Here is a 26,981-nt window from a genome sequence, read left to right as displayed (position 1 = left end):
CTGAGGTTTTTATAAAATATATTCCTATCTACCATCCCAATATCCACGCAAATATCAGTGGACAAACAATCGTAGCATCGCTTTCCACAATAAACTTGGGTGTTTTAATATCTAATTTTCCCCAGGTAATTTTTTCATTGGGTACGGCTCCTGAGTAAGATCCGTAAGATGTGGTTGAGTCACTTACCTGGCAAAAATAACTCCAGAAAGGAACATCATGCCACTCCAAATCCTGGTACATCATGGGCACTACACAGATAGGAAAATCACCGGCAATACCGCCACCAATCTGAAAAAAGCCAACACCCTTACCACCAGAATTATTACGGTACCAATCGGCCAGCCAAACCATGTATTCAATTCCACTTTTCATAGTGCCTGCCTTCAACTGATTTTTAATAATGTAACTGGCAAAAATATTTCCCATCGTACTGTCTTCCCATCCAGGTACTACAATCGGAATATTTTTTTGCGCCGCAGCCAGCATCCAGCTGTTTTTAGGATCAATCTCATAATACTGTTCCAGCACTCCGCTCAGCAACATTTTGTACATGTATTCATGCGGAAAATAACGTTCTCCCTTGTCGTCCGCCTCTTTCCATATTTTATAAATATGCTCCTGCAATCTTCTAAAAGCCTCTTCTTCGGGTATGCAGGTATCGGTTACCCTGTTGTAATGGTTCTCCAGTAAATCCCATTCTTCCTGCGGACTAAGTTCACGATAATTAGGAATTCTTTTATAATGACTGTGTGCTACCAGGTTCATAATATCTTCTTCCAGGTTGGCACCGGTACAACTAATAATGCTCACTTTATCCTGCCGGATCATTTCTGCCAGGCTTAGCCCCAGCTCAGCCGTACTCATGGCGCCTGCCAGTGTTATCATCATCTTGCCTCCTTCATCCAGGTGCGTTACATATCCTTTTGCGGCATCAATTAATGCCGCTGCATTAAAGTGGCGGTAATGGTGTTCTATAAAATCAGAAACTGGTCCTTTGGTCATAACAAATTTATTTTTATAAAGATGGTAGTCAATTTTTATTTAAAAAAGAATGATAGCAAAAATAGTTTTTTTTATTAACCGGCAGGGTATTTCTATTGTCGTTTTCAAGTTCTGTGTTAAATTCGGTTTTCAACTAAAATTTCTATTAACATGCTTTTCAAGGACTGATAACATACTGGGTTACGCCGTCCGAAACTACTTTTGATTATCTGTTTTTAATAAAGAAAGCCTCAAAATAAATTGAAGGGTTTAGCTAAAAATTATACGTACTTTATTTTTTTAAATTTTCTTCTCAACAAAAATTTCACCGTTTGTCCTGATTTTTAATTTCAGTATTTTATTTTAATCATCGAAAAGAAGCTGGTATATTAGATCCCCACCGTTAGTAAGTTCAGTTATTTTTCCAAATACTGTGTACTGGCTATACTTTTGTTAAAGTACCATCGGAATACTAGACGGTAATAGCGCTGTAGCAATCGTTCCTGAAGTTCCTGCAAAATATCCTTCATCATTTAAGACAGCGTTCACTACTAATTCATTCATAACAAAAGATGCAAAATCAAAATATTTCCTTTTTTTGCCAGGCTACATTTTTTGCTTTTATACAGTCTTATTTGTGCCGTAATTTTTTTTAGTTAGATGATGATGTTTTGCCGGCAGTTTTTTTTTGATTGATGAAACAAATCTATAAATACAATATCCGCAGTGCAGGCAATACTTTACCAAAAACATTCCATAAAATACAAATGGTATAAACGGTACAAATTGATTTCCTCCCTGTTTAAAACGGCTGTAATCCAACACTGATAATACTTGGCAATTTTTTTATACTAAATATTAAAATTATAAATGAAGGGGTTAAATAGTGAAGAAGGGTTATAACATTTTGTTACAAGCGTATTTTTATACCTTTATTACAATGAACTTTTTAGCCCATGCCTTTCTTTCCTTTAATGAACCTGGTATTTTAACCGGTAACATGATCAATGATTATGTAAAAGGTAAAAAAAAATTTGATTACCCGGCTGCTATACAAAAAGGAATGGTACTGCACCGGGCTATTGATGAGTTTACAGATCAGCACGCAGTTACAAGACAGGCAAAACAATTTTTTAAAGCAGATTACCGATTGTACGCCGGCGCTTTTGTTGATGTGTTGTACGATCACTTTCTCGCCAATGATACCAAAGAATTTTCAACAGAAGGTGAACTGAATTCTTTTTGCCAGCTTACCTATGCAAGCCTGCAGACTGATTTTGATTTAATGCCGCAAAAATTTCAACAGATATTTCCCCACATGCAACAGCACAACTGGTTATACCATTACAGGTATAAAGAAGGCATTGAAAAAAGCTTTGGCGGGCTTGCCAGACGGGCAGCATATTTATCAGAATCTGCCATTGCATTTTCTATTTTTAATGAGCAGTATGATGCCCTGCAAATTTGTTATAATGAATTTTTTCCTCAGCTTAAGCAATTTGCCTTTTATACATTTAACGAATTAAATAACCATTGAATCTTTTATATTTGTAACCAAACCCTGATATAGTAATATGAAAAAAATTGTAGCATTAATTATTATTGTTTGTTGTTTAAGCAATACACTGCAGGCGCAGTCGAAATTTCCGCCGGTAGATAAGTCGCCGATGGATATGGCTTATTATCCCAGCAGTTACCCGGTATTAAAAATTCAGGACAAAGCCACCGGGCCATTGGTAGCAAGAGTAATTTACAGCAGGCCGCAAAAAAATGGCCGTATTATTTTTGGCGATCTCGTAGCCTATGGACAGGTATGGAGGTTAGGCGCCAACGAAGCAACAGAAATTGAGTTTTATAGTACCGTACGCATTGGTACAACAAAAATAAACAAAGGAAGGTATACTTTATACTGTATTCCCAACCAGGATAAATGGACACTTATTTTGAACAAAGAAACAGATACCTGGGGATCTTTTAAATACGACGAAACCAAAGATGTGGTAAGAATAGATGCAACGGTACAAAAGCAAACGGAAGTGTTGGAATCCTTTGCCATGGCATTTGAAAAATCAACCGGTGGCGCTAACTTAATGGTTGGCTGGGATGATAACCAGGTTAATTTTCCCATCTATTTTTAAAGATTATTGAATTAATATTTTATGTCCTGGCTGCCAGCCGGGATTTTTTTTGGATATTTACAACTATGTGTGGAATAGCGGGAATTATAAGTTCCAATACTACTATAGTTACCAGGGAACAACTAAAAAAAATGACAGATGCCCTTGCCCATCGCGGACCTGACGGACAGGCCCAATGGATTAACCAGCGGGGTACTGTTGGCCTGGGCCACAGAAGATTATCCATACTTGATTTATCTGCTGCTGCTGCCCAACCCATGCATTATCTTAACAGGTATTCGATTGTTTATAACGGCGAAATTTATAATTATATTGAGATAAAAGAGGCGCTTATTAAAAAAGGATATCACTTTCACAACAGCAGCGATACGGAAGTTATTTTAGCGGCGTATGATTACTGGAAAGAAGATTGTCTGGAACAATTTGACGGCATGTTTGCGCTGGCCATACTGGACAAAAAAGAACAGATTGTTTTTGCAGCGAGGGATCGCTTTGGAGAAAAACCATTTTATTATGTGGCCAATAACAACCTGTTTGCTTTTGCCAGTGAAATGAAAGCTTTATGGGCCATGGGCATCGCAAAAAAAACGGATGATAAAATGTTGCTGAATTACCTGGCATTGGGATATGTGCAAAATGGCAATGATAAAGAACAAACTTTTTTCCAGGATATTTATTCCCTTGCACCGGGCAGTTTTTTAAAGTTGGATACCATTACGCTTCAATACAAAACCTATATTTATTGGGAACTTGATAAAGATTCTGTGCAAAAAATTTCGGCAGAAGATGCTATAGAAAGATGCCGGGAGCTTTTTACCTTATCAGTTAACCGCAGGTTGCGTAGTGATGTTTCAGTCGGTACCAGCCTTAGCGGAGGGTTGGATAGTTCATCTATCCTGGCAACTATCCATCACCCTGGTAGTTTTTTTAAAACATTTTCCGCTATTTTTCCAGGGTTTGCTAAAGATGAATCCGGTTATATAAAAACTGTTACGCAATACCTTTCTAAAAAATCAATTGTAAACGGACCGATTGAACAACATTTTACTGAGCCGTCTGCGCTGGGACTGATAAGGGATTTTAAAACGCTGTGTTATCATCAGGAAGAACCATTTCCTTCCAGCAGTATTTATGCGCAATTCAAGGTATTTGAACTGGCGCATCAGCAACAAACAAAAGTTTTATTAGATGGCCAGGGCGCAGATGAAATACTTGCCGGATACGATAAATATATTCATTGGCATTTACAGCAAATGGCAGGCAAAAGCAAATTCCTGGCCACTTACAGGGAAAAGCAACTGTTATTAAAAAATAAGCTTTCTTTTAAGTGGGGTATCAGTAATTATTTAGCGGCTTATCTACCCTCGCATGCAGCCATTCAGTTAGAGCAAAATGAATACCTTAAAAGTGTACGGCAACCGGATATTAATAAAGATTTTGTTTTAGCATTAAGGGGCAGGGAATGGGAAGGCATACACAAACCAATCATCACCAAGCTAAACGATATTCTATATTTTAATACCCAAACAATGGGTTTGGAAGAACTGCTTCGTTTTGCTGACCGCAACAGTATGGCGCATGGAGTGGAAGTAAGGCTGCCATTTTTGAGTCATGAATTGGTGCAGTTGCTTTTTACATTACCTGCCGGTTTTAAAATACATGACGGATGGACAAAATGGCTGCTTCGCAAAATGATGGATAAAAAATTGCCGGATGAAATAGTATGGCGCAAAGAAAAAGTTGGCTACGAGCCTCCGCAGTTTCAATGGATGCACAATGAAATTCTGCAGGATTATATACAGGAAGCAAAAAGAAAACTTGTTAAAAAAGGTATTTTAAAACCTGCCGTACTCAATAAAAAAATAACTCCCAAAGCAGCACATGAAAGTAATAATTTTGACTGGCGTTATCTTTGTGCAGCGCAAATTTTACCAGGTGAGCTATAGCAACATCAGCAGGTAAAAATGCTTTTATTCTTCTCTATCCATAAAAATAAAAATACCCTGCTGTACTATTATCAATTACCTGTTGTAAAGCAAAAAGGATAAAACAAAAGATGTTACTTTGCATTGCAAATAAAAAATAAAAAATTATACCATGAAACTTGCTACAAAAATAATACATGCCGGTGCGGAGCCAGACCCCAGTACAGGAGCAATTATGACGCCCATTTATCAAACCTCTACTTATGTACAGGAAGCACCCGGCGTAAATAAAGGATACGAATATGCACGCAGCCAAAACCCCACCCGCAAAGCATTGGAAGATGCATATGCCATCATTGAAAATGCCAGGTACGGCCTTGCATTTAGCAGCGGTGTTGCCGCAACAGACAGTGTAATAAAATTACTTAACCCCGGCGATGAAGTAATTGCAGCCAGCGATATGTATGGCGGCAGTTACCGCTTGTTTACCAAAGTATGGGAGCGCTACAACATAAAATTTATTTTTGTTGATACTACCAATCCTGCCAATGTACAGGCAGCCGTAACAACAAATACAAAATTAATCTGGTTAGAAACACCAACCAATCCTTTGATGAACATTACTGATATTGAAACCATTGCAGTTATTGCAAAATCAGCAAATGCATTGCTTTGTGTAGACAATACTTTTGCATCCCCGTACCTGCAAAACCCCATTGATTTGGGTGCAGATATTGTGATGCACAGCGCAACAAAATACCTCGGCGGTCACAGTGATGTAATACAGGGATGCCTGATGATGAATGATGCGGCCCTGAGAGAAAAATTATATTTTATACAAAAAAGTTGTGGCGCAGTACCCGGCCCAATGGATTGCTTTTTGGTTTTAAGGGGTATTAAAACCTTGCATGTAAGAATGCGGCAGCACTGCGAAAATGGCGAAAAAATTGCACACTGGTTACGCAAACATCCAAAAGTTGCAAAAGTTTACTGGCCAGGGTTTGAAGACAGTGCAGGCTATGCCATTGCTAAAAAGCAAATGCGGGGCTTTGGCGGTATGATTAGTTTTGAGTTGAAGGACGAAAGTGAAAAAGAAGTAAAAAGGGTTTTATCGGCTACCCATCTTTTTTCTTTGGCAGAAAGTTTAGGTGGAGTAGAATCATTGATTAACCATCCTGCAAGTATGACGCATGCGAGCATTCCAAAGGAAGAAAGAATTAAAAACGGCCTTAGCGAAGGCCTTATCCGCTTAAGTGTGGGCATTGAAGATGCAGATGACCTGATAGCAGATTTAAATAAAGCAATCGGGTAGTGCTATGAATTATTTTATCGAAATTATTGGATGGATCGGTGCGGTATTGATTGTAGGGGCTTACTTTTTTAATATCAACGGGCAACTCAAAAGTTCTTCTGTTGTATATATCATCAGTAATTTGTTCGGCGGAATTTTCTTTACCATCAATACATTTGTTCACCAGGCTTACCCATCTATGATTGTAAATATTATTTGGGTAGTGATCGCCATAGCAGCGATACTTAAAAAAAATAAACCGACAAGGGCAAACTAATGCACCATATACAAAATCAATTAAAAAAAGAATTAGATGCAAAAGTTATCTTTTATAACCAATCCAATTTTATAAAAGATGATCCGGTTTCAATCCCACATCTCTTTTCAAAAAAACAAGACATTGAGATAGCAGGATTTTTTGCAGCGATATTTTCATGGGGTAACCGCACTACCATCATTAATAAAAGTAAAGAACTGTTGCAACTGATGAACAATGCACCACATGATTTTTTGATGCATCATACCGCAAATGATTTAAAAACACTGGAGCATTTTAAACACCGCACTTTTAATGCAACCGATCTGCTGTACTTTATTGAATTTTTACGATTCCATTATTCACTGCATGATTCGTTGGAAATTGCTTTTACAAAGGGTATGAATAAAAAAGATAAAACGGTTGAAAACGGGTTAAAAGAATTTCATAAATATTTCTTTTCTTTACCCGATATTCCGCAAAGAACAAAAAAACACATTGCATCACCTGAAAAAAATTCTTCGTGTAAAAGACTGAATATGTATTTACGCTGGATGGTTAGAAAAGATAACATGGGTGTGGATTTTGGTATCTGGCAAAATATTTCACCTGCCCAGCTTATTTGCCCCGTTGATGTACATGTAGCCAGGGTTTCAAAAAGATTTAATTTATTGCACCGAAATCAAACCGACTGGAATGCAGCTTTGGAACTGACGGATTATTTAAGAACATTTGATAAATATGATCCGGTAAAATATGATTTCGCTTTGTTTGGCCTGGGTGTTGCGGAAAAATACTGATATACTATTATGCATATTTATAAAAAATAAAATGGATAAGGAACTGCAATATTACCTGCAACAAACATTTCAATTGCCAGGTACGGTAAATGAAATGCAGGAAGCTGAAAATTTTTTGGCAGAAAAAATAAACGGTCTCATAAAAGATAATTTTGATCACCTTATTTTCATACTGTATAGGGTTGATGTAAACGAGGCAAAACTAAAGCAGGTGTTAAAAGACAATCCGAAGGAAGACGCAGGACAAATAATTGCCCGCCTGCTCATCGAACGGCAGCAGCAAAAAAACTTACTGCGAAAACAATTCACGAAAAAAGAGGAGGATATAAATGAAGAAGAAAAATGGTAACGGGTATAGGTAAAGTTATTTAATTTAAAAATTCTTCAATAGTTGTTCTTATTTAAACATAAGGTCCTTAACTTTTTCCTTGTCTTCTTTTTCTTTCGCCAGGTCAAACATGGTACCAAATACCCTGTCCCATAAAGTAGTACTTACCCCAAAGCCACGTTGTTCATTCTTATAATGGTGCAGGTGATGATTGCGCCAAAGCGGCTTCATCCATTTATAAGGTGGGTTCCACGCATGTATGGCAAAATGCATTGTTCCATATATAAGATAGCCAAGCATAAAGCCCGCAAAAAATGCAAAAATATTTTCTGTAACTACAAACCATTTTGCCATAAAAAACATGATACTAAAAATTACAGAAGATAAAATAAGGCTTGGAACCGGTGGCATAAATAACCGTTCCCGGTCTCTGGGATATTCATGATGATTTCCATGAATGATATACAAAATCTTCATGGCCCTTTCGTTTTCTGCAATAAAATGAAAAGCAAAACGATGCAGCATGTATTCAAAAAAAGTCCAGAAAAACATACCTGAAAAAAAAATGAACAACACATGCGTTAACTCTATGTTGAGCACCTGGTTACTGTAGTATAACAACAAAGCAATCACCGGTAAATATATTGCCCAAATTACCAGCGGGTGCGTTTTGGTAAGGTATTCAATATATTGATTTTTAAATAAACGTGCCTGTCCTTTATTATGAATTTTATCGAATTTCATATTATATAAATCTGTTGTAAAATTAATTAATCTCCACTAAAACGCTCTATTTACTTAAAGTGATTATCAATATTTATACCCTATTTTCGTGCCTTATTTTTATTATATGAAATTAGTAACCTATTTAAAGGAGGAACATGATCGTTTGGCAATGTGTGTAGATGGTATCTTGTATGATATGGATTCTATCCATCCCGAATTGCCTACCAGTATGGCTATGTTTTTAAATTACTGGGATGATTATTTCCCGGTGGCACAAAATGCCGAACAAAGAATAAAGAGCGGTTTAAAAAGCAATGTATATACCACTACATTGGCAGATGCTGTATTGCTGCCCCCAATACCTTTTCCTGCCAGTTGCAGGGATGCGTATGCTTTCCGGCAGCATGTGGAAGCAGCAAGGCGAAACCGGAAGATGGATATGATTCCTGAATTTGATCAGTTCCCCGTTTTTTATTTTACAAATCATAACAGCATACAGGGTCCTGGAGAAATCGTATGCATGCCTGACCATTTTAAACAACTTGACTTTGAGCTGGAAGCCGCTATCGTAATTTGTAAACCCGGTAAAAATATTCCTGCTGCTGATGCCGATGCATATATTGGCGGTTTAATGATTATGAACGATATAAGTGCAAGAACGTTGCAGATGGAGGAAATGCGTTTAAACCTCGGCCCGGCAAAAGGAAAAGATTTTGCAACTATTATTGGACCTATGCTGGTTACATTAGACGAGCTTGAAGCATACGAAATACCCTGCCCCGAAAATCATACCGGTAAAGCCTGGAACCTTACTATGACCTGCGCCATAAATGGCATACAGGTAAGCAAAGGAAATATGCAGGAGATGACCTGGACCTTTGCTGAAATAATTGAACGTTGCAGTTATGGAACGCAATTATTTGCAGGCGATATTATTGGCAGCGGAACAGTGGGTACCGGTTGTTTTTTTGAATTAAACGGCACTGGTAAATTAACCGATGACCATTACCAGGAACAATGGTTAAAAGAAGGCGACGTGATAGACATGGAAATTGAAGGCCTGGGTAAATTAACCAATACCATTGTAAAAGATGAAAGTGATTTTTCCATACTCGCTTTAAAGAAATAATGAAAAGTATACAACTGAAAGATAGCAGCATTGCTGAGGTACAACATTATTTGCAGTGTGCTGTTGCACCCAGACCTATCTGTTTTGCTTCCACTATTGATAAAGAGGGGAACATTAATTTAAGTCCATTCAGCTTTTTCAATTTGTTTTCTTACAATCCGCCGGTGGTTATTTTTTCGCCTGTTAGAAGAGGCAGAAATAATACCACGAAGCATACGCTTGAAAACGTATTGGAAGTACCGGAAGTAGTTATCAATATTGTAACCTATGATATGGTACAACAAATGTCGCTGGCCAGTTGTGAGTTTGCCAAAGGAGTGAATGAATTTAACAAAGCAGGATTTACCATGGAAGCTGCAACACTGGTAAAACCGCCCATGGTAAAACAAAGCAAAATAAAACTGGAGTGCAGGGTAAATGACGTTAAACCATTGGGTACGCAAGGTGGCGCAGGAAACTTAATTATTGCAGAAGTGCTGGTAATGCACATAGACGAAAGTATTTTATCCGGGGATGGAAAAATAGACCAGACCAAACTGCAGCTTGTAGCAAGGCTTGGCGGCGACTGGTATTGCAAAGTGGATGAAAGTAATTTATTTAAAGTAGAAAAACCCAATACACAGCTGGGTATTGGAATTGATGCATTACCTGCCTCCATAAAAAACAGCACCATCCTCAGCGGGAACAATCTTGGTCAGCTGGCCAATGTAAACATTATCCCAATGGTTGACCCAACATTTGATGATGATACCCTTAAAAACATCATTCAGTATTATTCCATCAATCCCGAAGAGATGGAAAAAGAACTGCATATATATGCTGCCCAGTTATTGAATGCGGGTAAGGTGAAAGAGGCCTGGCAGGTGTTACTTGCTTTAAATTAATTATTGTAAATTTGATTTAATGTCATCTGCAGTAAAAATATTACCCCATTATACCTACGAAGATTACTGCCAGTGGCAAGGCCGCTGGTAAATAATTGAAGGCATTCCTTTTGCCATGAGCCCTGCACCTGTAGGCATCAATGGGTAAGTTCAAATATAAAAGCTGAATTACGAAATGCCATAAAAAAAGCTAGTTGTAAAAATTGCAAAGTATATGATTGCATAGATATTAAAGTTGCAGACGACACCATACTTCAACCAGATGCGGTAGTGGTGTGTAAAGAAATAAACAAACCTTTTCTTGATTTTGCTGCCACCATTGTTGTTGAAATTCTTTCACCTTCAACTGTAATAAAAGACCGTAACAATAAATTTTATATTTACCAGTCCCAAAAAATTCCTTACTACATCATTGTGGATGTTGATAAAAATGAAATAGAAATTTATCATCTGGATAAAGAAGATAAATACCAGTTGGATAAAATTGAACCCTCCGGCCATTATATTTTTACCCTGCATACAGACTGCACAGCCAAAGTACTGCTTTCAGATATCTGGGAATAATAAATATCCCGTTCATCCGGTAAATTTAAACCGGTTTTAACTTTTACAACCAATCCTAAGTTTTATTTTCACTTTATGAAAATAACCCTTGTTGCATTATTGTTTCCCTGCATTTGCATGGCCCAGCAAAAATATCCCTATAAAAATCTGGTGCTGGAAGGTGGTGGTGTACGCGGCCTTGCCTATGCCGGTGCTTTTAAAGTTCTGGAACAAAAAAATATTTTACAGCAAATCGATAAAGTTGCGGGAACCTCTGCAGGCGCTATTGCCGGTGTTATGATCAGCGTAGGATACAGTGCAACAGAAATTGATAGTATCATGCGGTCTTTACCTGTTGAAAAATTTAATGATGGCAAGGGTGGTATAGTGGGCAAATACAGGCGGATAAGACACAAATTTGGTTTGTACAAAGGGCAAAAATTTGAGTTGTGGCTTCAACAATTGATACAATCTAAAACAGGTGATATGAATTTAACTTTTGCAGAGTTGCACCAGTTGCACCTGCAAAATAATTTATTTAAAGATTTTTATTGTACCGGCACAAACCTCAGCAAACAGCAACTCGACGTTTTTTCTTACGAGCGTACACCAGATATGCCCATTGCTTTGGCAGTAAGAATCAGTGGGGCAATACCTATCTACTTTGAGCCGGTTATAGTGGACAATCAATATCAAAAAATTGACAAAACTGATACGGCTTCTTTTAAAAACTATTATGTTGATGGAGGAATGCTTGCAAATTATCCCATTAGTATTTTTGACAGCAGTGAAAATAACATCAATCCTTTACAGTCTGACAAGGTCTTTTTTAATCCACAAACCCTTGGTATAAAACTGGAGCGTCCGGCACAAATTGATTCGCTTAAAAATAACAACAGCAATATTCCACCCTTTATCATCCGGTCTTTTAAAGATTATATGCATGCTTTTAATAACCTTATTTTAGAAACGCTCAACGGAAAATATCCGGAAAGGGAAAATGAAAAAAACAGAACCATTTACATCAGTTATGGAACCCTGCGTGCAAGGATTCGCAAAATGAAACCTGCTGAAAAAGAAATGCTTTTTAATAATGGCGTACAAGCTGCTACAGATTTTTTACAATTGCACAATTAAATATTTTGCCCAGTACGTTCCCGCGGATAAACAATTATTTTTGATGATTACGAATATTGAAGATTTATTTTAAACTCATAAACTTTGCCCCAAAAGGTATTAAAAAACATACTTCGTTCTTTTTCTACAATAAGGCTGATATCAACTGATTTTCTGATAATATCCTCCAAATTTTTAAAGGTATAATCGCAAATACTTTATCCTGTATACCATTGCGGCAATCAATTGAAGCTAAAATAAATTAGCTGCCTTGCACCGCCTGTTATTAGATGCCTTACCACTTCTGCCCAAATACTTTTTTCAAAATATCAGAAGTTCTTGCTGCAAAATTATTCCGGATATTTTTTTCTTCCAGGACTACCTGATCAAATAAAGCATTGGTTGCTTTTATTGTAACATAGCTAACCAGGTCAGGATTTAATTTTGTAAATGTGGTCGGAAAATTATTGTATTTATTTACAATGTCGCCATAGTATTTGGTAGCTTCCACTTTATCAAGCGAAGCTTTTATAACCGGCGTAAAAGCAGCTATTAACTGAGCAGTGGTTTTTTCTCTAAAAAAATGAGTGGCGCTGGTATCGCCATTTCTCACCAAACCAAGGGCATCATTCAACGTCATATTTTTAATGGCATCCACAAAAATTGGTTTGGCATATCCTGCAGCATTTTCGGCACCCCGGTTAATTTGTAAAATAGCTTTATCTGCCATGCTTCCTAAACCAATTGTACGTAATGCGTTTTCTATTTTTTTTGCATCAGGCGGCAACAATACTTTGTACTTTGCATCTTTAAAAAATCCGTCTTCTTTATTTAATTGTAACACTGCTTTTGCCAACCCCTGGCTTAAGGCTTCTTTAATTCCTTTTGCTGCATCATCCTCTGTAAGGACACTTCCAGCTCCGGCGGCCTGTGGTAATTGTTGCAGTACATCGCATCCAATAAATAATACTGCAATGGTTAGTGCTAATAAAAGTTTTTTCATAGACTGGTTATTTACAAAACAAATATAGTCAAGTATCCTGCCATATTATGTAGCTGCTGCAATGTAAACGGACAAATGAGTTTCAAGCGGTATCTTCGCAAAAAGATACCATTATCTGCAATATTTAAGCATCTACAATTATAATTATTTCATGAGCACTACACATTTATCAGAGCAGGAAATCATCAGAAGAGAAAAGTTAACAGCACTAAATAATTTGGGCATTGATGCCTATCCTGCCGCATTGTACCCGGTTAACACCAGTTCTGTTTTTATAAAAGAAAATTTTAAGGGCGAAGAAAATAAGGACCAGTTTGCAGATGTATGCATTGCCGGCAGAATCATGAGTGTCAGGGATATGGGCAAAGCAAACTTTGCTGTGCTGCAGGATGCGGTGGGAAAAATTCAGTTTTACATTAAGCAGGACGATATTTGTTCCGGAGATGACAAAACTTTGTATCAAACTGTTTGGAAAAAATTGGTTGATATCGGTGATATCATTGGTATAAAAGGTTATGTATTTACAACCAAAACCGGCGAAACTTCTGTTCACGTAAAAGAGTTCACAATACTTACCAAATCATTGCGTCCACTACCCATTGTAAAAGAAAAAGATGGGGAAGCTTTTGATGAAGTAACCGATCCTGAATTTCGCTACCGCCAGCGCTATGCAGATTTGATTGTAAATCCCGGTGTAAAAGAAACATTCATCAAGCGTACCAAAATGATGAATGCCATTCGTCAATTTTTAAACGGGCGTGGTGCTTTGGAAGTTGAAACGCCTGTATTGCAATCGATACCGGGCGGTGCTGCGGCAAGGCCTTTTAGCACCCACCACAACGCATTGGATGTACCCATGTACATGCGCATTGCCAACGAATTATATTTAAAAAGATTAATAGTAGGTGGCTTTGAATGGGTGTATGAATTTAGCCGCAACTTCCGCAACGAAGGCATGGACAGAACGCATAACCCTGAGTTTACTGTGCTTGAATTTTATGTTGCCTATAAAGATTATGAATGGATGATGGAAACCACTGAGCAGTTGCTGGAGAATGCAGCCCTGGCTACCAATGGCCAGTCGACAGTAATGGTGGGGGATAAAGAAATTGATTTTAAGGCACCCTATAAAAGAATCACTATGTACGATTCCATAAAAGAATTTACAGGTTTTGACATTAGTGAAATGGATGAAGCCGGCGTAAGAAACGTTTGCATAGCATTGAAAATTCATGCAGATGAAAAGTGGGGTAAAGGAAAACTGATAGATGAAATTTTTAGCAGCAAATGCGAGGGCAATTATATACAACCTACTTTTATTACCGATTACCCTGTAGAGATGAGTCCCCTTACTAAAAAGCACCGTAGTAAACCCGGACTGGTTGAGCGTTTTGAGCTGATGTGCAATGGCAAAGAAATTGCCAATGCCTACACTGAACTGAACGATCCGATAGAACAAAGAGCCCGTTTTGAAGAACAAACCAAACTGATGGAGCGGGGAGATGATGAGGCGATGTTTATTGACTATGATTTTTTACGTGCACTGGAATATGGTATGCCCCCCAGCAGTGGTATTGGTTTCGGTATTGACAGAATTGCCATGCTGTTAACCAACCAGCATTCTATACAGGATGTATTGTTTTTTCCGATGATGCGCCCCGAAACTTTTGATTAAGGAGCTATTCAAAATATTTTTCAAATACCAATCACAAAATTAAAATGCGATTGGTATTTTTTTGCCGGAAATCAAAACCAACATTGTTTAGATTACCTGCGGATGATTACTTCCAGTCAACAACTTTTTCATCTCCTTCAAAAAAACTATCTTGTTACCTAAAATATAAACAGGTAAACTATGCTATTCTTTGTAAAAAAAACAACTGCCCTAATTGTATTGGCGCTGATATCTTTTTATGCAACGGCGCAAAAAAAAGAACTCTCCGATGATCAGTATTTTAAAAATGATTTTAAAGGCATTATTCAATCCTTACCCCTTATTAATAAATGGATAGACGACAGCCATGTGAGCATCACACGTGCCGGAAAAGATTTTGTACTGGATTGTAAAAGCGGTACAGAAAAAGAGGTATCCGCAATTGATTCTAAAACTGCAGATGTGGCAAACGCAAACGCTTACCTTAAGAGCGGCAATATTTTTATAAAAGTAAATGGCGTTGAAACCCAGCTTACCAGCGACACTGCAAAGAAGATAAACCCTGTAATTAGTCCGGATAACAATTATGTGGCTTTTACAAAATACAATGATCTGTATACCATCCATACTTCAACAAAAAAAGAATCCCGTATCACCACCGACGGTAGTGATGTTATTTTAAATGGCTATGCAAGCTGGGTTTATACAGAAGAAATTTTAGGCAGGGCAAGCCTGTACCGTACGTTTTGGTGGAGCCCCGATAGTAAACACCTGGCTTTTTTCAGAACAGATAATTCCCCTGTGCCCGTGTTTACTATTACAGATGGAAACGGTCAGCATGGTTATGTAGAAAAACAACGTTATCCCGAAGTAGGAGATGCAAATCCGCAGGTGAAAATTGGCATGGTTTCGCCAGATGGCGGCAATATTACATTTGCAGATTTTAATGAAAAAGATGATCAATATTTTGGTGCTCCTTACTGGACGCCGGATGGCAGCGCCTTATGGGTACAATGGATAAACCGTGCACAAAATAACTTAAAGATATGGACCGTAAACCCTGCCACCGGCATTAAAAAAGAAATCTACGACGAAAAACAAAAAACATGGATACAACTGGAAGATGGCTATGAAAGATTGCATTTTTTACCCAGCGGCAAAAATTTTATTTTAGAAAGTGATCAGACAGGCTGGAACCATTTGTACCTGTATGACATGACTGGAAAATTGATTAACCAGATCACAAGCGGAAAATTCACAGTGCTCAATCTTACCAAAGTGGATGAGAAAAAAGGGATTGTTTATTTTACTGCAAGAAGCAGGGAAAATACTGCCCGAATGGATTTCTACAGCATCGGACTGAACGGAAAGGATTTACAACGGTTAACCTTTGGCGAATATAATAACACCAATATAAACCTATCACCGGATGGCAGTTATTTTATTACTACTTATTCAAATGTTACTACACCCACCAAAATAACCCTGGTTGATAATAAAGGAAAAATTATAAAAGAGATAGGAGATACAAAAGGTGAAGCATTTGCAGGATACGACCTGGCTGCCACAGCTTTGCTTCGGGTAAAAAGTGAGGACGGTTTATACGAACTGCCCATGAAAGTTACCTGGCCGGTAAACATGGATAAAAATAAAAAATATCCGGTGCTCATTTCAATTTATGGTGGCCCCAATGCAGGCACCTGCTGGGATAGCTGGGGATTAAATGGCAACCAGCAGTTTTATGCAAAAGAAGGTTTAATACAGGTAGTGATGGATCATCGTGCCAGCGGACATTTTGGTAAGGAAGGTGTAAATTATATGTACCGCAATTTAGGCTATTGGGAAATGAAGGATTATACAAGCATGGTAAAATGGCTGATTGCAAATGGCAATGCCGACCCAACAAAAATTTGCATTACCGGCTTTAGCTACGGAGGTTATCTAACTTGTTATGCGCTTACTTATGGCAGCGATGTATTTACTCATGGCATGGCAGGTGGCAGCGTAACCGACTGGAGTTTTTACGATACCCATTACACAGAACGCTACATGGATACACCTGCAGAAAATCCGGAAGGATATAAATCAAGTTCGGTATTAACGTATGTTGATAAATACAAAGGCATGTTACAGATTGTTCATGGTGTTATTGACGACAATGTACACATCCAGAACAGCATCAACCTCATCAGTAAATTACAGGATGATAAAAAAGAATTTGAGTTTATGGAATACAGTGGCGGCAGACATGGATGGGGCGGTAATAAATGGCTGCACTATATGAATTTAAAAACAGAATTCATTTACAAATACCTGCTGAAAAAACCGGTGAATAATTTAATGCTAAAATAAAATATCTTATTTCTTAAAAAGCTTCCTTCCATAAGTTCAGCTTTTTTATTTGGCTTTATGCAATTGCAGGTAATCGATATAATAAAGAATTTTTACTGAAATACTATTGCTTTGCGGTGCTGCAATGGCACTGTTAAAATTTTTAAAATAGCCGTTTATCACATCTCTTTCGTACGTGTTAATATCGTTTTTCCAAACAATGTTAAATTCACTACCGGGTGCAAAACGCCAGCTATACACCATATCCACATTAAACGTGTTATAGTTATTATTAAAATTATGATTGGTACTGATGTATTGTTTTATAGCAGTACTGCCGTCAGGAATTGCATCAAGAGTACCTGCCTGATTTAAAATAAAAAATTCTTTATACGTTACCGTTCCAAGATAATGCCGCACCCGCATGGTGATGTACATTTTATTATTAAAGCTGTATTTAAAATTCAACCGATTTTCAACCGTGGTGCGGCTGCGCCGGCCAAACAACAAAATTTCGTTTGTATATATTCCATCTAAACCGTTGCTGCCATTGCTTGTTGGAAATCCAATATTATTGCTGATGGGATTTAAATTAATGTAATGAGTGATGGAAAACTTATTATTAAAACGCATGCTTTGGGTAAATTCAACATACAGTTCTTTTGAATTAAAAAGGAAGGTATTGCCAACCATTGCGACGAGGCTTATGCTGTATTTTTTTGCTGAATTGCTTTCTACAAACGCACCTTGTGTAAAGTAAGCCGGGCTTTTAAAAACCCGCCCGTTTACCCTGGGTTCATAAAAATCATTTCCCTTTAATGATGCGTTTGTAAACAATCCTATCCACCACAGGTTTTTCAATTGCAGATGACTGTTGTAATTAAACTTAAGTGACTGATAAGCCCTTGGCACAAAAAGCTGATCGTAATTGAAATTAAAATTGTTAAACAACCGGTTAAACCATTGGGTGGGTTTAGTGATGGCGTATCCGGCAAAAAAAGACTCATTGATATTGTTGTTGTAAAATTGAATACCCATATCGTTGGGATTAAATTTATCATCAACTACCTGTACCATGGTTGAAAAATTAAAGCTTCCGCTTACCTTTCCCAGGCCGGCGCCATATTTATACCCGGTAGTATTTGTATTACCGAATATGGTACTTGAATATGCATTGGCATTGAGATTCCATTTATTTTTTTTGTCGTATAAATTTAATAACGCGGCAGTGACATTGGCATCGTAATCTTTACCATTGCGCATCACATTGGAGTTTACCAATGTTACCGATGAATTATTTTTAAGGCTTTGGTCCAACACCAAAATATTATAATTGGTGAGTGGATTGGTTAAAATTTGTTGCTTTTGACCCTTATCATTTTGTATGGTAGCATACATAGGCTGAGTGATGGCATTGAAAAAGCCGATGCCCAGTTTATTCTTGTTTCGCCCCGAAATTTTTATGGCATTTAACAGCTTGGTTTCAGTAGGGTTTTTATCAATATGCTGCGTACTGTCTAACATGCCGCTAACGTCGCCATAATGTATGGGGGTTGCACCAATGCGCCTGCTGTAAAATAAATTACCTTTATTAAAAAGCTCGGTACCTTCAGTAAAAAAAGTTCTGTTCTCATTATATTTTACTTCAAAAGGGGTTAGATTTAAAACCCTGTTGTCGCTTTGCGTTTGTCCAAAATCAGGCACCAGTGTGGCATCCAGCGTAAAGCTTTCATTAATGCCGTACTTAATATCCATACCCCCGTTAAATGCATTGGTAGTATTTTTTACACCTGTCGAATTGTAAGGATAGTTGTTTACATAAGTAGAGAAATAGGGAGAAAAAGATAAACGCACCGGTGGAGATATTTTATCGGGAATCGTTAAGATACCTTCCTGTGTAAGAAAACCATTTACTTTTGGATCAATCGGATTCCAGAATAATTGCTGACCGCTTTTGTTTCTTCTTCTCACAATATTAAGTCCCCATGTCTGCACATCTTTTTTGCTAAAACGCAAAGCCGAATAGGGTAAAAACATTTCAAAACTCCATCCATCTGCCTGTAGTTTGGAGGCACTTTGCCAAACACTGTTCCAGGAAAAATCTTCTGAGTTGCCATTGTTGTCCTGTGGTATTACTTTGGCATCCATCTGCTCACCCAGCGGTGTAACAAAATACTCAAAGCCATTTAATTTATCCAGGTAAGTATCCAGCACAACGCCAATAAAATCATTACTGCCAAAATTGTCCCTTCCAACCAGTTCTGTTGCAATGCTATCTTTATTTTTTTCGTGGCAATAGCCGCCAAAATAGATTCCCTGGTTATTGTAGAGAATGTAAATTTCTGTGCGGTTAGCTTCATCTTCTTTCCTAAAAGTGTTAGGTCTTAACTCAATAAATTTACCCGCTACCGGTGCAGTTTTCCATTCAAGTTCATTTAGGTTACCATCTATTCTAAAAACAGTACCCGATCTCAATGCTGTTATCTTTTTTATTTCTGTTTGGGCAGCGACAAAAAGATGCACTCCAAGTAATGCTGTCAGCATTCCTGCATATTTAGTAATCATGATAAAATTTTTTTTGATTGAGAAACTTTATTCTGACAAAAAATAAAGCGTTTGTTAAATTAAACGCACACCAGCATCCAAATGTTACCACTTATCAAAATAAAAAAATGGGTAGGATTTCTTTAACAGGAGTTTGTGAAAATCAGAAAAATAGTATAATCAAAACCAAGTAATAATTTACATTTCCGCAGACAAAAAATAGGATGTTATTCAGAAAAAAATCCATCATAAATATTTTTTAACAGCAGCCTGATTTGTACGCAGTCTATGGTAAAATATGCATCAAGAAATCTGTAGTCAGTAAGTTGCCAGCTATTGTCTGCGTGGCGGATATACTTCTCTACATGAATTTTTTCTGTGTCAACTAAAATATATTCTTTCAAAGAATCAATATCTCTATATAAGGTAAATTTTTCGCCCTTGTCATAAGTACGGGTTGACTTCGAAAGTATTTCAACAATGACGGAAGGATTGGTAAGAGTATCAGTTTTATCATCCGTAAATTCAGGGCTGCCACAAACGATGATAATATCAGGATAAGTGTACAAAGTATTTTTGGGAATATGCGCCCTGAAATCGCTGCCATACGGTTTGCAAACTTTTCCTTTTAGCTGATGAGCAATGTCTCCAAAAAAATTAGAGAATATTTCATTGTGTTCCTTTGATGCGCCGTCCATAGCAAATATTTCACCCTGGTAATATTCATGCTTTTCGGTTGCAATACGTTCCTGCTTCAGGTATTCTTCCGAAGAAATAGTATTGTACGTCAAGGCTGGCTCGTTCACAATATTTTCCATACACAAATTTAATTCTTTCCGGATAAACGCAAAAGGTTTCAGGGATGATAAAATCAGGCTTGTTAAAAGGTTGTTTGCGTCGGCAGTATTGTACCTGATAACTGCGAAACTCCCTACTTAAAGCGCCTGCACCAGAATACGCAATAACAGGTTTTTATAACTTAATATTATGACGAAAAGCTAAAACATGATGCTGCATTTTATATTGATAGCCCAATAAAGCAGCAGGTAAGCGAATATTGAATGCCAGTCATTTGCAGTGTTAGGGCTTTATTGATGGAGCTGCTTTTAACATTAAAAGTTTACTGACCAAAATCCTGTAAGTACGGAAATCGATCGTCTATTTTGTGCGCCGCAAAATAGGCCTACGCTTTTGTAGGTTCGCTGGGTAAAAGCACTATTGTATTTTCCAACAGGTTAAATTTATTATGTAAAAATAAAATTGATATCCCAAATACCAAAGCCGTAACAATCAGCAGATTACTAACCAGGCCAGTAGTTCCAAAAGATAACTTGATTAAAATAGTAGAAAGAACAAAACCGGAGTTACGCATAACAACATTAAATTTATCAGTATGCACAAATGATAACAGCAATAACAAAACATCTGATAAAATGAGGATGGTAAAAAATTGATCGAAAAATATTTTATTAATGTCTGCTGTTGTATTGGCTGAAATATTGGTTACAGCAGTAACTTCAATAAGCCACATACTAAAGCTGTAGATAGATAAAGCAACAAAAACAGGCATTAGCAAACTGGCTATTATTATTTTTATTTTAATAAAACGGCTTATCTCTTTGTTTTCTTCTTTAACCGCCTGTGCATCGTCTTTTCGCCTGGATAATGCATAAAATATAATAATCAATGCAAATAAAATTAGTACGGTCAGCAAGTCGTACATGAAATAAATATCATTTTTTTTTGTAAAAAAATCCGCGGTAAGTTCCAGTTCCGAAAGGTCTTTAAAAGCCCTCCTGATGATGATAAGTGTAATGATTTCGTACTGTTTGCCAATGTACTTACTGATTGATTTTGGAAGATAAAATATAAGCAGGTACACTTCATAAAATAAAATAAACGAAAAAGGAGTATAGATTGCAGCAATAGGATTTATAAAAAAACTATGGGCATTCCCTATTTTTATATATTTGAGGTTTACCAACACTATCAATATCAAATGTATAAAAAAGCCCGCTATTGAAAAGCCCAATGTAGCCCTATCAATATTGACCCTGGCTTTTTCGCCAAGCATGTAATTATAAATTTTGTTTATTGCTGCAGTGGAGTTCATTTTGAAAGAACAAAAAATAAATGAATTTGTTATAGGGGTTGCTTTTACTTTTACCTGCAGGAAATGCCTGATGGGGACACAGCCATGGCAGTTAGCCGGGGTGGGTATTCTCTGCAAACTCATGATGGCAGATAAAAATTCTATTTTTAGACTGCTTCTAAATGGCTCTTGCTTTTATAAATAGTTCAAACAACTATTTATAAGGCTTAAATGTTAGTATGCTGATTTAAGAGATTGAACTATAAAAGTGTTTAATCAGTATAAAACCGTTGGTTGCTGATCTTCAGGCATTGTTTTCCCGTTTCATTTCCAATTAAAAATCTAGCAACTAACTTCATATCTTTACGGTCATAAAAAATAAATAAATGAAAGCAGCATCAGCAAATGTTTTAAATGCAATTGTACTTCTTGCAGCAGGGCTATATGGATACTTTGCCATACTTACCCCTGAAGGCACGCACGCACCGACAGCACTTATTCCTGCTGCATTTGGTTTATTGTTTTTAATATTACAAAAAGGTGTGGCAAATTCAAATAAAATAGTATCGCATGTAGTAGTGGCGCTAACATTTTTGTTGCTCATTATTTGTATAAGCCGATTTATAAAAGTATCGGACTGGGGACCAAAAAAATATTTATTCCTTGCCTGCATCGTTAGTAATATTATAGCAATGGCGGCGTTTATTAATAGTTTTATCGCAGCAAAAAAAGCCAGAAAAGCAGTATAGGGAAAAGGTAAAACCATAACCACCTCCTAATGGTGAGGTTTAAGCCGCCCCATATTTCAATGATAATGAACTGCAAAACCACGACGTTTAAAAATGCTTCCTGCCAGGATAAACGAAAGCAGTTTTTTATAACGTCTTTTTAAGGCGTTAACCTAAAGCAGGTAAATGCATATTATCCCTGCAGGCCAACAAACTTGCAGGGGTGTAAGTATGGATTGAGAAGCGTATACAGTGTCGGAATTTAACTGGTGGTTTTTTTTAAAATTAAAATTTTACTAGAAAAACTCCGCTGCAACGGGAGCTTTCTGGAAAAATACAGCTGAAAAATAAATCTGCTGATATTCCTTTACAAAAAAAGATCCGTATATAATTTCGCCCCGGGTACCACCGAATATTTTTCTAAATCAGTAATGCCTTCTGCTGCCAGCACTTCTTCATCAATAAATGTATTGCCTGTACATTGAGCGGATGACTTTGATAAAATAAACCAGGCTGCATCTGCGATGATGTCTGTTGTGCGGCTCATGTTCATCAGCATTTGGCCGCCCAGCAAATTATTAACGGCTGCGGTTGCAATAGTTGTACGAGGCCACAAGGTATTGGCGGCAATGTTAAACTTTTTTAATTCTGCTGCAAGCCCCAAAGCAATCATGCTCATATCATACTTGCTGATGGTGTAAGCAAGGTGATTGGCAAACCATTTCATATCCATGTTGATGGGTGGAGAAAGGTTTAAAATATGCGCATTGGTACTCTTTTTCAAAAAAGGAATACAGGCACGGCTCACCATAAAAGTTCCTCTTACATTAATATCGTACATTAAATCGAAGCGCTTGGGTTCGGTTAACTCGGTTGTAGTAAGATTGATAGCACTGGCGTTGTTTATCAAAATATCTATCCCTCCAAAATGTTCCACTGCCTTATTCACCATTTGTTGTACCTGGTCTTCAAAACGAATATCGCATTGTACCGGCAACGCTATGCCGCCTGCCGCTTCCATTTCTGCGGCAGCAGAAAAAATAGTGCCTCCCAGTTTGGGATTTTCTTCCACACTTTTTGAAGCGATGACAATATTGGCTCCATCTTTTGCCAAACGCAGACCGATGGCTTTACCTATTCCACGACTGGCACCGGTAATTACAACCGTTTTATTTTTAAATGGCATAGCGAATGTTTTTCCAAATCTAATCAAAAAGCCGTTGCGTAATTAAATTGACCGGTGATTTCAATTTTTCTTTTTTTACCTGAAAAATGTTTGCTAAAAAATTAATTAAACATTTGTTTGATTTTAATTAAACGTTTGTTTAACTTTGTGCTTTCAATCATTCAAGGGTATGGAATTTACTGACAAGCAAATACAGATTATAGAAACTGCGGAACGCCTTTTTGCAGAGAGAGGCTTTGATGGCACTTCTGTAAGGGATATTGCCGATGAGGCCGGGATAAATGTGGCGATGATTTCCTACTATTTTGGCAGTAAGGAAAAACTGATGGAAGCCCTTTTTGAATTGCGGGTAGGTACCGTAAAGATGCGGATAGAATCGCTGATTAAGGATGAAAGCCTTACGCCATTGGAAAAAGTGAACATCCTGATTGATGAACACATTGAACGTATCATGCAAAAACAATGCTTTCACAAAATAATGGTGGGTGTTCAGGTAACCAATAAAAATCCGGCCATTTTAAAAGCAGCTAATAAGGTAAAACTGCGCAATGCAGCCGTGGTAACCGAACTGATTAAAGAAGGGCAGAAAAAAGGCGTGTTTAAAAAGAAAGTAGATATAGTACTGATGCTGAACACCATGATAGGCACGGTATCGCAAAGCCTGATAAGTATGGATTATTACCGGGAATTTAATAACCAGCAGGATTTAAACGAAGAAGAATTTCAGCTTATTTTCAAAAGAAGATTAAGCATTCACATAAAAACTTTATTCAAAGTAATATTAACCAATGAAGCATAAACTAACAACAGCCGGAATTTTTTTATTGCTGTGCCTTGTAAATATTCAATCATTACTTGCACAGGATAGCACAAGAACAATCACTTTAAAAGAAGCTATTAACCTTAGCGTTACCAATAGTCATCTGCTAAAAAATAACAAGGCAAAAATTAATGAAGCCACTGCAGTCATAAAAGAAGCAAGTGAACGTCGCTTACCCGATGTAACCGTTAGTGGCTCTTATCTCTATCTGCCTGTAAGTCCAAACATACATTTAAAATCAGATACTTCGCGTAAAGGCATTGGTGGTCTAAAAGTTTCCCAGGCAATGTATGGGATATTCAATGCTGCGCTGCCATTGTACACTGGCGGGAAAATAAAATACGGTATTGAATCGGCTAAATATTTGGAAGAAGCTGCAAAGCTGGATGCTGCTGATAACAAAGAAGCCGTGATATTGAACACAATCAATGCCTACAGCAACCTGTTTAAATCAATGAAGGCGGTAACATTGGTAAAAGAAAATCTGGAGCAGTCGAATCAACGGGTGAAGGATTTTACTAATCTTGAAAAAAATGGATTGGTACCAAGAAACGACTTGTTAAAAGTAGCCCTTCAATCTTCCAACATTGCCCTTACTTTATTGGATGCAGAAAGCAATAATAAAATAGCCAGCGTAAATATGGCGCTGATGCTGGGCCTGAAAGAACAAACTGTTTTAATTGCTGATTCATTCAGCCTGCAACAAACCTATAGTATCAAAACGATTGAAGAATACGAACAACTGGCACTGATGGCCCGCAATGATATCAACGCTTTGGCTTTACGCAAAAAATCTGCGGAGCTTGGCATCAAATCGGCAAAAACAGATTATTATCCCAGCCTTGCACTAACTGCCGGGTATATCGCAGCCAATCTTCCTGCATTTTTAACCATTACCAATGCAATTACCGTGGGTGTTGGAGTAAAATATTCTCTCTCCTCTTTGTGGAAAACAAAATCGAAAATAGAGCAGGCAGATGCAAGGGTGCAACAGATAACTGCCAGCCAGGAGATGCTGAACGATAATATCCGTTTACAGATTAACCAGGCATACCAGGGGTATTTACTGAGTCGCAAAAAAATAGAAGTGTACCAGAAAGCGATTGAACAAGCCACGGAAAATTACCGCATCACCAAAAATAAATACGACAATTCACTGGCCACCACCACCGATTTGCTGGACGCAGACGTAGCCCAGTTACAAACCAAATTAAACGTAAGCAATGCAATTGCAGACGCAGTGGTAGCCTATAATACACTATTACAAACTGCAGGTATTTTAAATAACTAATAATAATACCAAAACATACAATACATTTTTATGCAAAACGAAACAGATAACCCGGCTAAAGCAGCACCTAAAAAAAGTAAAATTTTTTTAATTATATTAATTGTACTGGTAATTGCCGGCGGTTGGTTCGGTCTTACTAAATACCTTCATGGGCTACACCATGAAGAAACTGACAATGCACAAATTGAAGCCAATATAAGCCCGGTAATACCAAGGGTAGCAGGCTATGTGAAAGAAGTGCGGGTAAAGGATAACCAGATTGTTAAAAAAGGGGATACGCTTTTAATATTAGACGATCGTGACCTTGCTGTAAAACTACAGGCTGCAAAAGCTGCGGAAGCTACTGCTCAATCCAACCTTGATGCGGCAAAGGCAAACACCAACGCTTCCAGAGCCAATATTGCAACTACACAAGCTGGTATTTCTACGGCAGATGCACAAATAGAAGTAGCTAAAATAAATGTGCGCAGAACAGCCCAGGATTATGACCGGTATGCAAACCTGATTAAAGATCACTCCATCACCCAACAACAATTTGAGCAGGCTGATGCCGCCAAACAAACCGCCGAGCGCCAGTTACAGATATTGGTTCAACAAAAAAACCAGGTAGCACGGCAAACCAGTGCCGTTAGTTCACAAAGCAGTGCAACCTCTTCACAAATTGGCGTGGCAGATGCAGTGATTAAACAAAAACAAGTGGATGTTGCGGAAGCAAAACTAAATCTTTCTTATGCAGTTGTTACAGCACCGGAATCTGGTATGGTATCAAAAGTAAACGTACAGGAAGGTCAGTTTCTACAACCCGGCCAGTCATTGTTCAGCATTGTATTAAACAACGACATTTGGGTAGTGGCTAATTTTAAAGAAACGCAGTTTGAAAAAATGAGGATTGGACAGCGGGTAATATTACATGCAGATGCATTTCCTGGTCATGACTTTGAAGCAACACTGACTTCTTTTTCACCTGCTACCGGTTCCCGTTTTGCCTTGTTACCACCTGATAATGCCAGCGGTAATTTTGTAAAAGTTGTGCAACGGCTACCGGTTAAAATTGAATTTGTAAATCCTGCAGATTCGCTAGTTAAGCAATTAAGGCCAGGTATGAATGTGGATGTGGATGTACATTTATAAACAGGGAAAGGCTGCCCCATCCCGGAGTGGTGCCATTATTGGCAAACGTATTATAGCCCTTTAGAATAGGTGTAAAATAAATT

Annotated in this window: 23 protein-coding genes and 1 pseudogene; 17 read left to right on the top strand and 7 right to left on the bottom strand. The window is 37.6% G+C overall.

All coding sequences use genetic code 11. The features are described from left to right. Positions 1–28: 28 nt before the first annotated feature. A complete protein-coding gene (locus tag H7254_RS17925; RefSeq protein ID WP_301934273.1) occupies positions 29–1,003 on the bottom strand; it encodes a deoxyhypusine synthase family protein in 975 nt (324 codons plus the stop codon). A gap of 919 nt (positions 1,004–1,922) precedes the next feature. On the opposite strand from H7254_RS17925, the gene H7254_RS17920 reads away from it, so the two are divergent. The 7 genes from H7254_RS17920 (at position 1,923) to H7254_RS17890 (ending at position 7,741) form a co-directional block, all read left to right on the top strand. Continuing rightward, positions 1,923–2,519 (top strand): ACP phosphodiesterase, encoded by a 597-nt coding sequence (locus tag H7254_RS17920; protein WP_301934272.1) that lies wholly within the window; start codon positions 1,923–1,925, stop codon positions 2,517–2,519. A gap of 37 nt (positions 2,520–2,556) precedes the next feature. Then, the gene (locus H7254_RS17915) at positions 2,557–3,120 is read left to right on the top strand and encodes a DUF2911 domain-containing protein (RefSeq protein WP_301934271.1); all 564 of its coding nucleotides are present in this window, start codon (positions 2,557–2,559) and stop codon (positions 3,118–3,120) included. Positions 3,121–3,185: 65 nt separating this feature from the next. Further along, on the top strand, positions 3,186–5,066 hold the full coding sequence (asnB, locus tag H7254_RS17910) for an asparagine synthase (glutamine-hydrolyzing) (RefSeq protein WP_301934270.1): 1,881 nt from the start codon (positions 3,186–3,188) through the stop codon (positions 5,064–5,066). Positions 5,067–5,217: 151 nt separating this feature from the next. After that, complete coding sequence (locus H7254_RS17905) at positions 5,218–6,357, top strand: cystathionine gamma-synthase (RefSeq protein WP_301934269.1); 1,140 nt, start codon at positions 5,218–5,220, stop codon at positions 6,355–6,357. Between the two features lie 4 nt (positions 6,358–6,361). Beyond that, the gene (locus H7254_RS17900) at positions 6,362–6,613 is read left to right on the top strand and encodes a hypothetical protein (protein WP_301934268.1); all 252 of its coding nucleotides are present in this window, start codon (positions 6,362–6,364) and stop codon (positions 6,611–6,613) included. Beyond that, a complete protein-coding gene (locus tag H7254_RS17895; protein ID WP_301934267.1) occupies positions 6,613–7,392 on the top strand; it encodes a TIGR02757 family protein in 780 nt (259 codons plus the stop codon). The genes H7254_RS17900 and H7254_RS17895 overlap by 1 nt, the downstream gene beginning before the upstream one ends. Before the next feature lie 31 nt (positions 7,393–7,423). Then, the gene (locus H7254_RS17890) at positions 7,424–7,741 is read left to right on the top strand and encodes a hypothetical protein (protein WP_301924327.1); all 318 of its coding nucleotides are present in this window, start codon (positions 7,424–7,426) and stop codon (positions 7,739–7,741) included. Between the two features lie 48 nt (positions 7,742–7,789). On the opposite strand, the gene H7254_RS17885 is transcribed toward H7254_RS17890, so the two are convergent. Continuing rightward, positions 7,790–8,464 carry a sterol desaturase family protein gene (locus tag H7254_RS17885; RefSeq protein ID WP_301934266.1) on the bottom strand — a complete coding sequence of 225 codons (675 nt, stop codon included), beginning with the start codon at positions 8,462–8,464 and terminating at the stop codon, positions 7,790–7,792. 106 nt (positions 8,465–8,570) lie between these two features. Between H7254_RS17885 and H7254_RS17880 the strand changes: the two genes are divergently transcribed. From H7254_RS17880 to H7254_RS17865, 4 genes and pseudogenes are all read left to right on the top strand, one after another. Then, positions 8,571–9,575, top strand: a complete 1,005-nt coding sequence (locus tag H7254_RS17880; RefSeq protein WP_301934265.1) for a fumarylacetoacetate hydrolase family protein — start codon at positions 8,571–8,573, stop codon at positions 9,573–9,575. Continuing rightward, on the top strand, positions 9,575–10,459 hold the full coding sequence (locus H7254_RS17875; protein WP_301934264.1) for a flavin reductase family protein: 885 nt from the start codon (positions 9,575–9,577) through the stop codon (positions 10,457–10,459). Before H7254_RS17880 ends, H7254_RS17875 begins: the two co-directional genes overlap by 1 nt. A gap of 144 nt (positions 10,460–10,603) precedes the next feature. After that, a pseudogene (locus H7254_RS17870) lies at positions 10,604–11,023 on the top strand (Uma2 family endonuclease); the annotation flags it as partial. 75 nt (positions 11,024–11,098) lie between these two features. Next, entirely contained in the window at positions 11,099–12,139 is a 1,041-nt protein-coding gene (locus H7254_RS17865) for a patatin-like phospholipase family protein (protein WP_301934263.1), read from the top strand. Positions 12,140–12,413: 274 nt separating this feature from the next. Here the strand turns inward: H7254_RS17865 and H7254_RS17860 are convergent, their stop codons facing one another. Continuing rightward, positions 12,414–13,121 carry a DUF4197 domain-containing protein gene (locus H7254_RS17860; protein WP_301934262.1) on the bottom strand — a complete coding sequence of 236 codons (708 nt, stop codon included), beginning with the start codon at positions 13,119–13,121 and terminating at the stop codon, positions 12,414–12,416. A 151-nt stretch (positions 13,122–13,272) separates the two neighbouring features. Here H7254_RS17860 and lysS point away from each other — a divergent pair, with 151 nt between their 5' ends. Together lysS and H7254_RS17850 are read left to right on the top strand one after the other, a co-directional pair. Then, positions 13,273–14,796: a lysine--tRNA ligase gene (lysS, locus tag H7254_RS17855; RefSeq protein WP_301934261.1), complete on the top strand. Its 1,524-nt coding sequence runs from the start codon at positions 13,273–13,275 to the stop codon at positions 14,794–14,796. Between the two features lie 180 nt (positions 14,797–14,976). Next, positions 14,977–17,127, top strand: a complete 2,151-nt coding sequence (locus tag H7254_RS17850) for a DPP IV N-terminal domain-containing protein (protein ID WP_301934260.1) — start codon at positions 14,977–14,979, stop codon at positions 17,125–17,127. Positions 17,128–17,172: 45 nt separating this feature from the next. Here the strand turns inward: H7254_RS17850 and H7254_RS17845 are convergent, their stop codons facing one another. The 3 genes from H7254_RS17845 to H7254_RS17835 all read right to left on the bottom strand — a co-directional run bounded on the left by H7254_RS17845 (position 17,173) and on the right by H7254_RS17835 (position 21,724). Next, on the bottom strand, positions 17,173–19,671 hold the full coding sequence (locus H7254_RS17845) for a DUF5916 domain-containing protein (protein ID WP_301934259.1): 2,499 nt from the start codon (positions 19,669–19,671) through the stop codon (positions 17,173–17,175). A 206-nt stretch (positions 19,672–19,877) separates the two neighbouring features. Then, positions 19,878–20,468 carry a Uma2 family endonuclease gene (locus H7254_RS17840; RefSeq protein ID WP_301934258.1) on the bottom strand — a complete coding sequence of 197 codons (591 nt, stop codon included), beginning with the start codon at positions 20,466–20,468 and terminating at the stop codon, positions 19,878–19,880. Positions 20,469–20,833: 365 nt separating this feature from the next. Continuing rightward, a complete protein-coding gene (locus tag H7254_RS17835; protein WP_301922080.1) occupies positions 20,834–21,724 on the bottom strand; it encodes a hypothetical protein in 891 nt (296 codons plus the stop codon). Positions 21,725–22,128: 404 nt separating this feature from the next. Between H7254_RS17835 and H7254_RS17830 the strand changes: the two genes are divergently transcribed. Next, positions 22,129–22,491: a hypothetical protein gene (locus tag H7254_RS17830; RefSeq protein WP_301934257.1), complete on the top strand. Its 363-nt coding sequence runs from the start codon at positions 22,129–22,131 to the stop codon at positions 22,489–22,491. A 346-nt stretch (positions 22,492–22,837) separates the two neighbouring features. On the opposite strand, the gene H7254_RS17825 is transcribed toward H7254_RS17830, so the two are convergent. Continuing rightward, positions 22,838–23,656: an NAD(P)-dependent oxidoreductase gene (locus tag H7254_RS17825; RefSeq protein WP_301934256.1), complete on the bottom strand. Its 819-nt coding sequence runs from the start codon at positions 23,654–23,656 to the stop codon at positions 22,838–22,840. 169 nt (positions 23,657–23,825) lie between these two features. On the opposite strand from H7254_RS17825, the gene H7254_RS17820 reads away from it, so the two are divergent. Genes H7254_RS17820 through H7254_RS17810 form a run of 3 tightly spaced genes read left to right on the top strand, consistent with a single transcriptional unit; the run spans position 23,826 to position 26,898 of the window. Continuing rightward, positions 23,826–24,455 (top strand): TetR/AcrR family transcriptional regulator, encoded by a 630-nt coding sequence (locus H7254_RS17820; protein ID WP_301934255.1) that lies wholly within the window; start codon positions 23,826–23,828, stop codon positions 24,453–24,455. Beyond that, entirely contained in the window at positions 24,445–25,767 is a 1,323-nt protein-coding gene (locus tag H7254_RS17815) for a TolC family protein (protein ID WP_301934254.1), read from the top strand. The genes H7254_RS17820 and H7254_RS17815 overlap by 11 nt, the downstream gene beginning before the upstream one ends. Before the next feature lie 30 nt (positions 25,768–25,797). Then, complete coding sequence (locus H7254_RS17810; RefSeq protein WP_301934253.1) at positions 25,798–26,898, top strand: HlyD family secretion protein; 1,101 nt, start codon at positions 25,798–25,800, stop codon at positions 26,896–26,898. Positions 26,899–26,981 lie beyond the last annotated feature (83 nt).

The organism is Ferruginibacter sp. (assembly GCF_014377975.1).
In the GTDB taxonomy this organism is placed as follows: domain Bacteria; phylum Bacteroidota; class Bacteroidia; order Chitinophagales; family Chitinophagaceae; genus Ferruginibacter.
Note: the sequence above shows the minus strand (reverse complement) of the source record. Positions and strands in the feature narration are given on the sequence as shown.

What these genes read in the sequence shown, in the direction of transcription:
- H7254_RS17925 (WP_301934273.1), bottom strand. Translation starts at nt 1,003, where the DNA reads ATGACCAAAGGACCAGTTTCTGATTTTATAGAACACCATTACCGCCAC.
- H7254_RS17920 (WP_301934272.1), top strand. Translation starts at nt 1,923, where the DNA reads ATGAACTTTTTAGCCCATGCCTTTCTTTCCTTTAATGAACCTGGTATT.
- H7254_RS17915 (WP_301934271.1), top strand. Translation starts at nt 2,557, where the DNA reads ATGAAAAAAATTGTAGCATTAATTATTATTGTTTGTTGTTTAAGCAAT.
- asnB (WP_301934270.1), top strand. Translation starts at nt 3,186, where the DNA reads ATGTGTGGAATAGCGGGAATTATAAGTTCCAATACTACTATAGTTACC.
- H7254_RS17905 (WP_301934269.1), top strand. Translation starts at nt 5,218, where the DNA reads ATGAAACTTGCTACAAAAATAATACATGCCGGTGCGGAGCCAGACCCC.
- H7254_RS17900 (WP_301934268.1), top strand. Translation starts at nt 6,362, where the DNA reads ATGAATTATTTTATCGAAATTATTGGATGGATCGGTGCGGTATTGATT.
- H7254_RS17895 (WP_301934267.1), top strand. Translation starts at nt 6,613, where the DNA reads ATGCACCATATACAAAATCAATTAAAAAAAGAATTAGATGCAAAAGTT.
- H7254_RS17890 (WP_301924327.1), top strand. Translation starts at nt 7,424, where the DNA reads ATGGATAAGGAACTGCAATATTACCTGCAACAAACATTTCAATTGCCA.
- H7254_RS17885 (WP_301934266.1), bottom strand. Translation starts at nt 8,464, where the DNA reads ATGAAATTCGATAAAATTCATAATAAAGGACAGGCACGTTTATTTAAA.
- H7254_RS17880 (WP_301934265.1), top strand. Translation starts at nt 8,571, where the DNA reads ATGAAATTAGTAACCTATTTAAAGGAGGAACATGATCGTTTGGCAATG.
- H7254_RS17875 (WP_301934264.1), top strand. Translation starts at nt 9,575, where the DNA reads ATGAAAAGTATACAACTGAAAGATAGCAGCATTGCTGAGGTACAACAT.
- H7254_RS17865 (WP_301934263.1), top strand. Translation starts at nt 11,099, where the DNA reads ATGAAAATAACCCTTGTTGCATTATTGTTTCCCTGCATTTGCATGGCC.
- H7254_RS17860 (WP_301934262.1), bottom strand. Translation starts at nt 13,121, where the DNA reads ATGAAAAAACTTTTATTAGCACTAACCATTGCAGTATTATTTATTGGA.
- lysS (WP_301934261.1), top strand. Translation starts at nt 13,273, where the DNA reads ATGAGCACTACACATTTATCAGAGCAGGAAATCATCAGAAGAGAAAAG.
- H7254_RS17850 (WP_301934260.1), top strand. Translation starts at nt 14,977, where the DNA reads ATGCTATTCTTTGTAAAAAAAACAACTGCCCTAATTGTATTGGCGCTG.
- H7254_RS17845 (WP_301934259.1), bottom strand. Translation starts at nt 19,671, where the DNA reads ATGATTACTAAATATGCAGGAATGCTGACAGCATTACTTGGAGTGCAT.
- H7254_RS17840 (WP_301934258.1), bottom strand. Translation starts at nt 20,468, where the DNA reads ATGGAAAATATTGTGAACGAGCCAGCCTTGACGTACAATACTATTTCT.
- H7254_RS17835 (WP_301922080.1), bottom strand. Translation starts at nt 21,724, where the DNA reads ATGCTTGGCGAAAAAGCCAGGGTCAATATTGATAGGGCTACATTGGGC.
- H7254_RS17830 (WP_301934257.1), top strand. Translation starts at nt 22,129, where the DNA reads ATGAAAGCAGCATCAGCAAATGTTTTAAATGCAATTGTACTTCTTGCA.
- H7254_RS17825 (WP_301934256.1), bottom strand. Translation starts at nt 23,656, where the DNA reads ATGCCATTTAAAAATAAAACGGTTGTAATTACCGGTGCCAGTCGTGGA.
- H7254_RS17820 (WP_301934255.1), top strand. Translation starts at nt 23,826, where the DNA reads ATGGAATTTACTGACAAGCAAATACAGATTATAGAAACTGCGGAACGC.
- H7254_RS17815 (WP_301934254.1), top strand. Translation starts at nt 24,445, where the DNA reads ATGAAGCATAAACTAACAACAGCCGGAATTTTTTTATTGCTGTGCCTT.
- H7254_RS17810 (WP_301934253.1), top strand. Translation starts at nt 25,798, where the DNA reads ATGCAAAACGAAACAGATAACCCGGCTAAAGCAGCACCTAAAAAAAGT.